Consider the following 13,311-nt stretch of genomic DNA (forward strand, 5'->3'; position numbering starts at 1 on the left):
AACTAATTTTAATAATTTCTTCATTATTTATCGGCCCTTATCACAGCCCCCCTAAATTTGCTGTATAGATAACAAAAAAGCGGCATTAGCCGCTTTTTTGTACAGCAGAAACAAATCCGTTTTATTTAGATGATTTCACTGGTCGTTGCCACTGGCTAAAATGCTTCTGTTTTACCCGGGTGATCACCAATTCCTGTTCACCAACATTACGGGTAATTGTTGACCCAGCGCCAACCGTTGCGCCACGGGCAACAGTGACCGGCGCAACTAACTGGCTGTCACTACCGATAAAGACATCATCTTCAATCACAGTCAGATGTTTATTGGCACCATCATAATTACAGGTAATGGTACCTGCGCCAATATTCACCCCTTTACCGATTTTGGCATCACCTAGATAAGTCAGATGACCAGCCTTAGAGCCTTGTCCTAATACGGCTTTTTTCATCTCCACGAAGTTCCCAACATGGGCATCTTGGTGGAGCTCTGCGCCAGGTCGCAAGCGAGCAAATGGGCCGGCACTGGCATCTTCTGCCAGAGTCGCACTTTCAACTAGGGTATAAGGCTTAATCTCAGCATTATCAGCAATGGTACAATCTTTCAAAATGGCGCCAGCACCAATCGTGACGTTATTGCCGAGTACCACATTACCTTCGAAGATCACGTTAACGTCGATCATTACATCCATACCGACTGTCACGTCACCACGAATATCAATACGGCTGGGATCACGTAAGTTGGCTCCGTTGAGCATTAATTTTTCAGCTTCACGAGCCTGATAAGCCCGCTCTAACTGGGCGAGCTGAACCCGGTTATTGGCGCCTTCCACTTCAATGGCAGACTCAGGTTGCGCAGTCGCAATCTCAACATCCTCGGCATGAGCCATGGCAATAATGTCAGTCAGATAATATTCACCCTGCGCATTATTATTAGAAAGCTGGCTCAACCAAGCTTTCAATTGTTTGCCCGGCAAGGCCATAATGCCGGTATTAATTTCTTTAATCGCCAACTGCTCGGCATTTGCATCCTTTTGTTCCACAATGCCGATGACTTTACCTTCCCAGTTACGTTCAATACGACCATAACCCGTTGGGTTTTCCAGATTAACAGTCAAAATTGCTAGGCCGTTTTCTGGTTTAGCCATAAGTAACGCATCTAATGTGGATTGCTGGATCAGCGGTACATCACCATACAATACCAACACAGTATCATCATCATTGATGTTGTCCTTGGCTTGCGCCACGGCATGTCCTGTACCTAACTGTTCAGCCTGTAGCACCCAGTTAAGTCCCTGCTCACCTAAGCTTTGCTTTAACGTGTCACCGCCATAGCCATATACCAGATTAATTTGAGCCGCGTCCATGGAACGAGCGGTATCAATCACATGCTGCACCATGCTCTTATGGGCAATTTTATGCAGTACTTTGGGCAAATCAGAACGCATCCGGGTTCCTTTCCCGGCTGCAAGAATGACAACGTTAAGCGACATAGTTAAATCCTTCGAAAATTGGCTGCGGCAATTCTAACGAAAAAAACAGGCAAAATCAGTGCTACATACGCAGCATCCTGACAGAGAGACAACAAAAAAGGCGCCCTGATGGACGCCTTTTTGCAACAATCACCTTATCTGGCAATATTTTTCTTGATGGTCTCAACGACACGCAGCTGAGCTAAGGCCTGAGCCAGCTCTACCGCAGCAGCGGCATAATCAAAGTCAGCACCAGCATTAGCCATATCGGCTTCAGCCCGGCGCTTGGCTTCCATTGCAGCAGCTTCATCAATTTCATCGGCACGCAATACCACATCAGCCAAAACGGATACGGAAGAAGGCTGGACTTCCAGCATACCACCTGAAAGGTAGAACACCTCTTCCTGACCGTGTTGTTTGACGATGCGCACCATGCCAGGTTTGATACGTGTCAGCAGTGGTGTGTGTCCGGGCATAATACCCAGCTCACCCTCAGCACCGGTTACCTGCAGGTGTTCCACCAAGCCGGAAAAGATGCTGCTTTCTGCACTGACGATATCAAGATTTACTGTCATGGCTGCCATCGGGTTCTCCTTAGACAATCAAACCTAAGTTTGATTATTTCTTGTTAGCGCGCTCGATCACTTCATCAATAGAGCCGGCCATGTAGAACGCCTGCTCAGGGATGTGGTCGAATTCGCCATCCAGGATGCCCTTAAAGCCACGGATAGTGTCTTTCAGTGGCACATACTTACCTGGAGAACCGGTAAAGACTTCTGCTACGAAGAATGGCTGAGACAAGAAACGCTCGATCTTACGGGCGCGAGACACAGTCATCTTGTCGTCATCAGACAATTCGTCCATACCCAGAATCGCGATGATATCTTTCAGCTCTTTGTAGCGCTGCAGTACAGTCTGTACGCCACTGGCTACGTCATAATGCTGTTGACCAACTACCTGTGGGTCCAACTGACGAGAGGTGGAATCCAGTGGGTCAACCGCTGGGTAAATACCCAGAGAGGCAATTTGACGAGACAGTACCACGGTCGCATCCAAGTGGGCGAAGGTGGTTGCTGGAGATGGGTCAGTCAAGTCATCCGCTGGTACGTATACAGCCTGAACAGAGGTAATAGACCCTGTCTTGGTTGAAGTAATACGTTCCTGCAGTACACCCATTTCCTCAGCCAGTGTTGGCTGATAACCTACCGCTGAAGGCATACGACCCAGCAGCGCAGATACTTCTGTACCAGCCAAGGTATAACGATAGATGTTGTCCACGAACAACAGTACGTCTTTACCTTCATCACGGAATTTTTCCGCCATGGTCAGACCGGTCAGCGCAACACGCAGACGGTTCCCTGGAGGCTCGTTCATCTGACCATACACCATGGCCACTTTATCCAGTACGCCGGAATCCTGCATTTCGTAGTAGAAGTCGTTACCTTCCCGGGTACGCTCACCTACACCAGCAAATACAGATAGACCTGAGTGAGCTTTCGCGATGTTGTTGATCAGCTCCATCATGTTAACTGTCTTACCAACACCCGCACCACCGAACAGACCAACTTTACCACCCTTGGCGAACGGACATACTAGGTCGATTACCTTGATACCGGTTTCCAGCAGTTCAGTGGTATTAGACTGTTCTTCATAAGAAGGCGCTTCACGGTGAATGATGTAACGCTCATCTTCACCAATTGGGCCTTGCTCATCTACAGGCTCACCCAGCACGTTCATAATACGGCCAAGGGTTGCAGCCCCTACCGGTACCGCAATAGCTTTACCGGTGTTTTCTACCTCGATACCACGACGCAGACCATCAGAAGAACCCATGGCGATGGTACGAACTACACCACCACCCAGCTGCTGCTGAACTTCCAGCACCAAGCCGTTACAGGCGCCTTCACCTGTGATCTTCAGAGCGTCATATACCTGAGGTACAGCATTATGTGGAAACTCAACGTCCACAACCGCGCCAATTACTTGGACAACAGTACCTGTGCTCATGATTAATCCTCTAAATCTTGTATTCGTTACCTTGCTTAAACCGCTGCAGCACCAGAAACAATTTCTGACAGCTCCTGAGTAATGGCAGCCTGACGGGCCTTGTTATAGACCAGTTGCAGGTTGTCAATCAGGTTACCGGCGTTATCGGTTGCCGCCTTCATCGCCACCATACGGGCAGCTTGTTCTGAGGCGATATTTTCAACCACGCCTTGGTACACCTGAGACTCCACATAACGAACCAACAGAGTATCCAAAAGTTCTTTTGGATCAGGCTCGTAGATGTAGTCCCAATGATGGGCCATGTCGTCACTTTCTGATTTAGGCAAAGGTAGCAGCTGCTCGATCACAGGGGTCTGAGTCATGGTGTTCACAAACTTGTTGAATACCACGTACAGACGATCCAGCTTGCCTTCGTTGTAAGCCTGCAGCATCACCCGCACGGTCCCGATCAGATCTGCCAGTTTCGGGGCATCTCCTAATCCGGAAGCCTGTGCAGACAATTGCCCGCCATGACTTTTGAAGAACTGCACACTGCGGGCACCGATGGCACAAAACTCCACCTCAACGCCCTGCTCTTTCCAGCTCTTCACGTCTGCGACAACCTTTTTAAATAGGTTGACGTTCAGACCACCACAAAGACCGCGGTCGGTGGCTACCACAATGTAACCAACCCGCTTGGCCTCCCGCACCGCCAGGTAGGGGTGTTGATATTCGAGAGAACCTTGCGCCACGTGACCGATCACCTTACGCATATTTTCCGCATAAGGACGGCTGGCAGCCATGCGCTCATTCGCTTTACGCATTTTACTGGCAGCCACCATTTCCATGGCGGAAGTGATCTTCTGAGTGTTCTGCACACTCGCGATCTTGGTTTTAATCTCTTTTGCGCCGGCCATCTCTACTCTCCAATCTGGACCTTGAGGTGCCTAACGACACCTCGATGATTTTTACCAGGTTTGGGTTTCCACGAACTTGTCGAGACCAGCTTTCAGTTCACCTTCGATATCGGCGTTATAGTCACCGGTTTCGTTGATGGTCTTCATCAGCTCAGCGTGCTCGCTGTTCATGAAAGAGAGCAGAGCGGCTTCAAAGCTACCGATCTTCTTCAGCTCAATGCCCTTCAGGTAGCCTTTTTCAGCAGCGAAGATAACAACGCCCTGATCTGCTACGCTCATTGGCGCATATTGCTTTTGCTTCATCAGTTCGGTTACACGCTCACCGTGCTCCAGCTGAGCACGTGTTGCATCGTCCAGATCAGATGCAAACTGTGAGAACGCAGCAAGCTCTCGGTACTGTGCCAGCGCGGTACGAATACCACCGGACAGTTTCTTGATAATCTTGGTCTGAGCTGCACCACCTACACGGGAAACAGAGATACCTGGGTTAACCGCTGGACGTAGCCCAGAGTTAAACAGATCAGTTTCCAGGAAGATCTGACCGTCTGTAATCGAAATTACGTTGGTTGGTACGAACGCAGATACGTCACCAGCTTGAGTTTCAATGATAGGCAGAGCGGTCAATGAACCGGTTTGGCCTTTCACTTCACCATTGGTGAATTTCTCTACATATTCCTCGTTTACACGGGAAGCACGTTCCAGCAGACGGGAGTGCAGGTAGAATACGTCACCTGGGTAAGCTTCACGCCCTGGTGGACGCTTCAACAGCAGGGAGATCTGACGGTATGCTACAGCCTGCTTAGACAGGTCATCGTATACGATCAGGGCATCTTCACCGCGGTCACGGAAGTATTCACCCATGGCACAGCCAGAATATGGTGCCAGGTATTGCAGTGCAGCGGCTTCAGAAGCTGATGCTACAACGACAATGGTATTGCTCAGTGCGCCGTACTCTTCCAGCTTACGTACCACGTTAGCGATGGTAGACGCTTTCTGACCGATGGCCACGTACACACACTTAATACCGGAATCTTTCTGGTTGATAATGGCGTCAATCGCCATTGCTGTTTTACCAGTCTGACGGTCACCAATGATCAATTCACGCTGGCCACGACCGATTGGGATCATGGAGTCAACGGCCTTATAACCAGTTTGCACAGGTTGAGACACTGACTTACGCTCAATAACGCCCGGAGCAATCATTTCAACAGGAGAGAAACCGTCGTGTTCGACAGGTCCTTTACCATCAATTGGCTCACCCAGGGTGTTTACCACACGGCCCAGCAAACCACGACCGACTGGAACTTCCAGAATACGACCTGTGGTTTTTACTTTTTGTCCTTCTGCCAGATCAGCATAAGGACCCATTACTACGGCACCGACAGAATCACGTTCTAAGTTCAACGCGATTGCATAACGGTTACCAGGCAATTCAATCATCTCACCCTGCATCACATCGGCCAGGCCGTGTACGCGGATGATGCCGTCACTTACTGCAACGATAGTACCTTCGTTGCGGGCTTCGCTGGCGACATTGAACTGCTCGATCCGCTGCTTAATCAGATCGCTGATTTCAGTGGAATTCAGTTGCATGCTCAAACTCCCAATTACGACTGCAGCGCATCAGACAGGCGGGTTAATTTACCGCGGACAGATCCGTCAATGACCAGATCCCCTGCCTTGATGATTACACCGGCGATCAGGCCGGCATCTATACTGCAGTTCAGCTTAACTTTGCGTGCGAGACGTTTCTCTAGAGAAGCACTCATCTGCTGTTTTTGCTCATCGCTGAGCTCAATAGCTGAAACCACTTCGGCTTCAACCTCTTTAGCCCACTCATGGCGGAATTCCACATAGAGTTTGGCAACAGCAGGCAGTACCTCCAAGCGACCGTTTTCAGCCATCACCTTGATCAGGTTTTGACCGTGCGTGTCGACCTGCTCACCACAGATACTGATAAACAGCTGGGCAAGCTCAGAACTGGCCATAGCGCCAGTTAACAGTGGTTGCATTGTGTCGTTTTCACTGACCAATGCAGCAAAGCCGAGCATTTCTGCCCACTTTTCCACGGCCTGATGTTCAACAGCAAAGTCAAAAGCTGCCTTTGCGTAAGGACGAGCAATGGTGGTTAACTCAGCCATAACTCAGCTCCCTTATCAAATTTCAGCAACAAGTTTATCAACGATGTCGCGTTGTGCGGCTTCATCAATAGAACGCTCAAGGATCTTCTCTGCACCAGTGACGGCTAGAGTAGCTAACTGCTTACGCAGTTCCTCTTTCACACGGTTACGTTCAGCTTCAATTTCTGCTTTACCCTGAGCGATGATTTTCGCACGCTCAGCGTCTGCTTCAGCTTTGGCTTCTTCAACGATTTGGTTTTTACGCTTATTAGCGGATTCAATAATTTCGTTGGCAGTTGCCTTGGCTTCTTTGAGTTGCTCAGTTGCTTTCTCCTGAGCCAGCTCCAGGTCTTTGGCGGCACGGTCAGCATCAGCGAGACCATCAGCAATCTTTTTCTGGCGCGCGTCGATGGCATGCATCAAAGGCGGCCAAACGAACTTCATGCAGAACCACACGAAGATCATAAATGCAACCGTCTGACCGAGTAGGGTAGCGTTGATATTCACAACAGCCTCCTAATTAGAGTTAAGACAGAAGCGTTTATTACAGCATTGCACCCAGTGGGTTAGTGAACAGCATATACAATGCAATACCCACACCGATCATGGTTACGGCGTCCAACAGACCCGCTACGATGAACATTTTAACTTGCAGCATTGGGGCCATTTCTGGTTGACGCGCAGCGCCTTCCAGGAACTTACCACCCAACAGACCGAAGCCAATAGCAGTCCCCAGTGCACCCAGACCAATCAACAGAGCAACAGCGATTGCAGTAAAGCCCAGAATAGTTTCCATCTGTATCTCCAGTTCTAAATCTTTAATTTAGTTGATGATTTAGTTTAAAAAATTTCTTCAGCAATCCTTAATGATCTTCATGTGCCATGCTGAGATAAACAATGGTCAGCATCATGAAGATAAACGCTTGCAGTGTGATAACCAGAATGTGGAAAATCAGCCAGCCCAATTGCAGGGTAATACCCAGGGCAGACAGAGCCACGTTGGCACCATACATCAGCGCAATAAGGATGAAGATCAACTCACCTGCATACAGGTTACCGAATAGACGCAGAGCCAGAGAAATTGGCTTAGCAATCAAGGTAACTGATTCCAGCAGTAAGTTGACGGGTATCATTGCCCAATGGTTAAAGGGCTGTAACGTCAGTTCTTTTACAAAGCCTTTAATACCCTTGACCTTGATGCTGTAGTAAATAATCAGCACGAAAACCCCCAGCGCTAAGCTGAAGGTGATGTTTAGGTCAGTAGTCGGAACTACTCTTAGGTGAGAAACGCCCATCAATGACGCCGCATGCGGCAGCCAGTCAACAGGAACCATATCCATGAAGTTCATCATGAATACCCACACAAAAATAGTCAGAGCTAAAGGAGCAATAAGGGCATTGCGACCATGAAAGGTTTCTTTCACGCTGTTATCAACGAACTCGACGATCATCTCAACAAAGCACTGAAGCTTGCCAGGAACGCCGGTGGTCGCTTTTTTTGCAACGCTATGGAAAACCCACAGGAACAAAACGCCAAGACCAACCGAAAAGAGCAACGAATCAATGTGCCATGTCCAGAAGCCTTCCCCAGCCGTGAGGTTGGTAAGGTGATGCTGGATATAGCCCTGCGGTGTTAACGCTTCACCAGTTGCAGCCATGATTCATCCCACTTAACTTTGCTTGAAGTATAAAGGTGCTGCCCAATGCACGATCAGCGCCAGGGAATAACACACGAACAGCGGCATGAATGCGACTTCCATGTAAATAAACACTAGCGAAAACAACACAATGGTTAACAGCAACTTTACCGCTTCCCCCCAGTAGAAGGCTTTGAGAACCTTGCCAGCTGAACTTGCTCCCGAATGGGAGAAAGCGAGGGTTGCGAACACAAAATTAGGGAGTACAGCGATAACTGCGCCTGCGAATGCAGACCAGCCAAACTGAACTCCCCACACGACGAAAAAGAGAAAGGAAGTACCCCCAGCTATCGCCGCCTGCATCAACACTAATCGATAGGCTGACCACCGGCCACGACGCGCCAAAATCTTACTCAATTCATCCTCTCCGTATTTTACTTTTTGTTCCCCTTGACCGGATGTTCAAAATCCTTATTTAGTCAAGGTACAAAAAGCTTGCGAAAGTATACCCTTTCAGGGTTTAGATGCAACTTTGAGATAAGATAAAACGGTACTTTTAACGTGATATAACGCTAAAACTGAGAAAATCTAAGATTAACAAACGTAACAAATTTACACAAAATTGTCTTAACTTTTAAAAATCAGCTAATTTTACTAAGAATTCCATCCAGTTCAGCTAAATTTTGATAATTAATTACAATCTTTCCCCGACCTTTTTGATTATATGTTATCGAAACTTTAGCACCGAGCTTTTCAATTAACTGGTTCTCTAAACGGCTTACATCAGGATCTTTAACTGGATTTTCGGGGCTTTCGACTGGATTTAGCGCTTTATTAACTAATTGTTCCGTTTCACGAACTGTAAGTTCTTTAGAAGCAACCAATCTGGCCAGTTGAGTTTGTTCATCTCCTGGGATGGCTAATAAGGCACGGGCATGCCCCATATCAATGTCGCCATTTTCCAATAACCGCTTAACCGGCTCATTGAGGGCCGTCAATCGCAGTAGATTGGTAATAGTGGTACGGGATTTTCCCACAGCTGTAGCAATTTGTTGGTGAGTTAGTTCAAATTCTTCGATTAAACGATGTAAAGCAACGGCTTCTTCCATTGCATTAAGGTCTTCCCGCTGAATATTCTCGATTAAGGCAATAACAACAGCAGATTCATCTGGGATAACTTTAACAATACAAGGTACCTTATCCAGCCCAGCAATCTGCGCGGCACGCCAGCGCCGCTCACCGGCAATAATCTCGTATTGGTTTTCAGATAATGGTCTAACAACAATGGGCTGAATAATGCCTTGGGTACGAATAGATTCGGCGAGCTCTTCCAATGCAGCTTGCGACATATCTCGGCGGGGCTGGTATTTCCCCGGTTGCAGCAAATCCAAATCCAGTTGCACTAACGTATCCTTTTCAGGCTTTGTTTGCATCTCTGTCGCCAGATTCTGCTGTTTCTGACTGGCTGCATGGCTGGTACTCAACAATGCATCCAAGCCTTTACCCAAGCCGCGTTTTTTTATATTCATCATCATTCCTTAATCCTGAGTAGCCTGGCATTGCTCAGCGCGGCGGATAATCTCCCCAGCAAGGGCTAAATAGGCCTTAGCACCGGCACTGGACTTGTCATAGTACATCGCTGGCGCGCCGAAACTAGGCGCTTCAGCCAAACGGATATTACGTGGAATCACAGTGCGGTAAACTTTATCGCCGAAATGCTGTTTGAGCTGCTCAGAAACATCATTGGCTAAACGGTTGCGGGGATCGTACATGGTGCGCAGGATCCCTTCGATAGCCAACCCTGGGTTCACCATCGCAGCCAATTTACCTATGGTATCAATTAGGGCTGTTAATCCTTCCAGCGCGTAGTATTCACACTGCATAGGAACCAGTACAGAATCAGCCGCTGACATTGCATTCACAGTCAGCATATTCAAAGAAGGAGGACAATCGATAAAAATGAAATCATACTCATTCCGGATCGGTGCCAGAGCGTTGCGCAATCTGACTTCACGGGCAAAAAACTCAATCAGTTTGATTTCAGCGGCGGTCACATCACCATTGCCAGCAATCATGTCGTATTTGCCGGCGGTATTGCGGATCACCACATCATTAAAGGGTTTATCTTCAACCAGCAATTCATAGGCAGTGTTTTCGACAGTATATTTGTCGATACCACTGCCCATGGTGGCATTACCCTGAGGATCAAGATCAATCAGAAGGACTTTGCGTTTTGTGGCCGCCAAAGATGCTGCCAAATTTACGCATGTTGTTGTTTTTCCCACACCACCCTTTTGGTTGGCGACGGCAATCACTTTACCCACAATACTACCCTGTTAATGTTGTTACCCTGACCCATCTGCTGTACAAATTGCAAGATGTCCAATCAGAATGCAACCTGATCATCCTGATCCAGGGAAAAATCTGGTTATTTTTCTTTAATTATTTTAAGCAGATGACGTTGTTCATCCAATGCTGGCACTTGCAGGGTAATCGTTTCCTGCAATGTAAACCCAGCGGGAATGTTTGCCATTTCATCATCCGCTAACTGACCTTTGAGCGCATAAAACATCCCATGCTCATTAGGTAGATGATGACACCAACTGAGCATATCTTCTACTGAAGCAAAAGCCCGACTTAACACCCCATCAAAACCGGCATCATCCTGATAAGCTTCCACTCGGCTTTCTGTTGGGACAATATTATTCAATCCCAGCTCAAACTGTACTTGTTTTTGGAAACGAATACGCTTACCTAAAGAATCAAGCAACACAAATGTTTTGTCCGGATTAAGAATGGCCAGCGGGATCCCCGGCAAACCAGGACCTGTTCCCACATCAATAAAACGTTTACCGACCAAATGAGCAGATACAACCAGTGAATCCATAATATGGCGGATCAACATTTGCTGTGGATCCCGCACTGAGGTCAGGTTATAAGCCTTATTCCATTTGTTGAGCATCCCAACAAAATCGAGCAATTGTTTCTTCTGTTTGTCACTGGCCTGAATATTTGCTTGGGCCAGATAGGCATCCAGTTGGGTTGTCAACACGGGCATTCTCCCTTTAAAAACGAATAGATATTATTGATCTGTAGATAAACAAAGGGAAGCATGATGCTTCCCTTTGTGTTGGGCGATAAGCTCACCGCTGATAGATAGTTATCAGGCAGTTTTACGCAGTAGACCGCGTTTTTTCAGGTGTACCAACAGGATAGAAATTGCAGCTGGTGTTACCCCAGAAATACGGGAAGCCTGCCCGATAGTCTCTGGTTTATGCTCATTCAGTTTTGCGGTGACTTCAATAGACAGTCCCGGTACTTCAGCATAATCCAGCTCTAGTGGCAGACGAGTATTTTCATTGCGTTGCGCTTTGTTGATCTCTTCCTGCTGACGCTGAATATATCCGGCATATTTCACTTGGATTTGTACCTGCTCAGCAGCATAAGGATCTGACAAGCCTGGTCCAAATCCTTCAATGTCCATCAGTTGCTGATAATCCAGTTCCGGACGACGCAGTAAATCTTCAAAGGAAGCTTCACGGGCCAGAGGCGTATTCAAATGTGGGTTCAGTTGCTCAACTAATGGAGACTTCACATGTACCCACTGACTGCGCAAGCGCTGCAACTCTTGCTCAATTGACTCACGTTTCTCATTGAATTTCGTCCAGCGGTTATCATCCACCAAGCCCAATTCACGGCCTTTTTCTGTTAAACGCAGATCGGCATTGTCTTCTCGCAGCAACAAACGGTATTCCGCTCGGCTGGTAAACATACGGTAAGGTTCTTTGGTACCCAGTGTTGATAAGTCATCCACTAACACGCCCAAATAAGCTTCATCACGACGTGGAGCCCAAGCTTCCCGTCCCTGAACCTGCAATGCCGCGTTAGTGCCGGCTAACAGCCCCTGAGCGCCAGCTTCTTCGTAGCCAGTGGTGCCATTAATTTGGCCAGCGAAGAACAAACCGGAAATGGTTTTGGTTTCCAGTGATGTTTTCAGATCCCGCGGATCGAAATAATCATATTCGATCGCATAACCTGGACGCATGATCTCCGCATTCTCCATCCCTTTGATGGATCGAACCAGATTGATCTGTACATCAAATGGCAGACTGGTTGAGATCCCATTAGGGTAGATCTCGGTGGTTTTCAGCCCTTCAGGCTCAATAAAGATCTGATGGGAGTTCTTATCCGCAAAGCGGTGAATTTTATCTTCGATACTTGGGCAATAACGTGGACCAACGCCTTCAATGATACCTGAGTACATTGGGCTGCGATCTAAACCACCACGGATAATGTCGTGAGTACGTTCATTGGTATGGGTGATATAACAAGAAATCTGCTCAGGATGCTGACTGGCATCACCAATAAATGACATTACAGGTAAAGGATTATCTCCCTTTTGCTCTGTCATTTGTGAGAAATCAATAGTATTGGCATCAATACGTGGTGGTGTACCGGTTTTTAAACGGCCAACACGAATTGGCAATTCACGTAGTCTTTGTGCCAGTGCAATTGCAGGCTGATCACCTGCGCGACCGCCGCCATAATTCTGCAAGCCAATATGAATTCGACCACCAAGGAAGGTGCCTGTGGTTAACACTACCGCAGGTGCTTCAAATGCCAATCCCATCTGGGTTACTGCACCAACTACCCGACCATTTTCTACCACAAGATCATCAACGGCCTGTTGGAAGATTCTCAGGTTGGGTTGGTGTTGCAGGATCGACAAGATCGCTTGTTTGTACAATGCACGATCTGCCTGAGCACGGGTAGCCCTAACGGCAGGCCCCTTAGAAGAGTTCAGTGTCCGGAATTGAATACCAGCTAAATCAGTCGCCGTTGCCATGGCACCACCCAGGGCATCGATTTCCTTGACCAGATGTCCTTTACCTATACCACCGATAGCTGGGTTACAGGACATTTGTCCTAAAGTATCGACGTTATGGGTCAGCAGCAGTGTTTTACTGCCCATCCTGGCTGCAGCCAATGCGGCTTCAGTTCCGGCATGACCACCACCCACAACAATTACATCAAACCGTTCATGAAAATGCATGACATCGCCTTCGATAAGTAAAAGAGGAAATTTTTGGAGCCGGATATTTTAGCATCTGTAACAGCGAAGGTGAATGATCTATTTAGAATGAAAAGATCATGAAGGATCGCGCTTATAGATCTTAAGATCT

General features: G+C 47.7%; 14 protein-coding genes. All 14 read right to left on the bottom strand.

Going from position 1 to position 13,311, the window contains the following annotated elements; all coding sequences use genetic code 11:
- Positions 1-121 precede the first annotated feature (121 nt).
- Positions 122-1,489, bottom strand: a complete 1,368-nt coding sequence (gene glmU / locus NFHSH190041_RS19175; protein ID WP_261923282.1) for a bifunctional UDP-N-acetylglucosamine diphosphorylase/glucosamine-1-phosphate N-acetyltransferase GlmU — start codon at positions 1,487-1,489, stop codon at positions 122-124.
- A 134-nt stretch (positions 1,490-1,623) separates the two neighbouring features.
- Positions 1,624-2,052 (bottom strand): F0F1 ATP synthase subunit epsilon, encoded by a 429-nt coding sequence (locus tag NFHSH190041_RS19180; RefSeq protein WP_261923283.1) that lies wholly within the window; start codon positions 2,050-2,052, stop codon positions 1,624-1,626.
- 34 nt (positions 2,053-2,086) lie between these two features.
- Positions 2,087-3,475 carry a F0F1 ATP synthase subunit beta gene (gene atpD / locus NFHSH190041_RS19185; RefSeq protein ID WP_261923284.1) on the bottom strand — a complete coding sequence of 463 codons (1,389 nt, stop codon included), beginning with the start codon at positions 3,473-3,475 and terminating at the stop codon, positions 2,087-2,089.
- A 35-nt stretch (positions 3,476-3,510) separates the two neighbouring features.
- Positions 3,511-4,371 (bottom strand): F0F1 ATP synthase subunit gamma, encoded by an 861-nt coding sequence (gene atpG / locus NFHSH190041_RS19190; protein WP_261923285.1) that lies wholly within the window; start codon positions 4,369-4,371, stop codon positions 3,511-3,513.
- 51 nt (positions 4,372-4,422) lie between these two features.
- Positions 4,423-5,964, bottom strand: coding sequence for a F0F1 ATP synthase subunit alpha (gene atpA / locus NFHSH190041_RS19195; protein WP_261923286.1), 1,542 nt, complete (start codon positions 5,962-5,964; stop codon positions 4,423-4,425).
- Between the two features lie 14 nt (positions 5,965-5,978).
- Complete coding sequence (gene atpH / locus NFHSH190041_RS19200; protein ID WP_261923287.1) at positions 5,979-6,512, bottom strand: F0F1 ATP synthase subunit delta; 534 nt, start codon at positions 6,510-6,512, stop codon at positions 5,979-5,981.
- Positions 6,513-6,527: 15 nt separating this feature from the next.
- The gene (atpF, locus tag NFHSH190041_RS19205; RefSeq protein ID WP_261923288.1) at positions 6,528-6,998 is read right to left on the bottom strand and encodes a F0F1 ATP synthase subunit B; all 471 of its coding nucleotides are present in this window, start codon (positions 6,996-6,998) and stop codon (positions 6,528-6,530) included.
- A 37-nt stretch (positions 6,999-7,035) separates the two neighbouring features.
- A complete protein-coding gene (gene atpE / locus NFHSH190041_RS19210) occupies positions 7,036-7,287 on the bottom strand; it encodes a F0F1 ATP synthase subunit C (RefSeq protein WP_025011729.1) in 252 nt (83 codons plus the stop codon).
- Between the two features lie 67 nt (positions 7,288-7,354).
- Positions 7,355-8,149: a F0F1 ATP synthase subunit A gene (gene atpB, locus NFHSH190041_RS19215; RefSeq protein ID WP_261923289.1), complete on the bottom strand. Its 795-nt coding sequence runs from the start codon at positions 8,147-8,149 to the stop codon at positions 7,355-7,357.
- A gap of 12 nt (positions 8,150-8,161) precedes the next feature.
- Positions 8,162-8,545 (bottom strand): ATP synthase subunit I, encoded by a 384-nt coding sequence (locus NFHSH190041_RS19220; RefSeq protein WP_261923290.1) that lies wholly within the window; start codon positions 8,543-8,545, stop codon positions 8,162-8,164.
- A gap of 224 nt (positions 8,546-8,769) precedes the next feature.
- Complete coding sequence (locus NFHSH190041_RS19225) at positions 8,770-9,657, bottom strand: ParB/RepB/Spo0J family partition protein (protein WP_261925179.1); 888 nt, start codon at positions 9,655-9,657, stop codon at positions 8,770-8,772.
- Positions 9,658-9,666: 9 nt separating this feature from the next.
- Positions 9,667-10,452, bottom strand: coding sequence for a ParA family protein (locus NFHSH190041_RS19230; RefSeq protein ID WP_261923291.1), 786 nt, complete (start codon positions 10,450-10,452; stop codon positions 9,667-9,669).
- 104 nt (positions 10,453-10,556) lie between these two features.
- On the bottom strand, positions 10,557-11,180 hold the full coding sequence (rsmG, locus tag NFHSH190041_RS19235; RefSeq protein ID WP_261923292.1) for a 16S rRNA (guanine(527)-N(7))-methyltransferase RsmG: 624 nt from the start codon (positions 11,178-11,180) through the stop codon (positions 10,557-10,559).
- 111 nt (positions 11,181-11,291) lie between these two features.
- Positions 11,292-13,181, bottom strand: coding sequence for a tRNA uridine-5-carboxymethylaminomethyl(34) synthesis enzyme MnmG (gene mnmG, locus NFHSH190041_RS19240; RefSeq protein WP_261923293.1), 1,890 nt, complete (start codon positions 13,179-13,181; stop codon positions 11,292-11,294).
- Positions 13,182-13,311 lie beyond the last annotated feature (130 nt).

Origin of the sequence: Shewanella sp. NFH-SH190041, assembly GCF_024363255.1 — a bacterium.
Classification (GTDB): domain Bacteria; phylum Pseudomonadota; class Gammaproteobacteria; order Enterobacterales; family Shewanellaceae; genus Shewanella.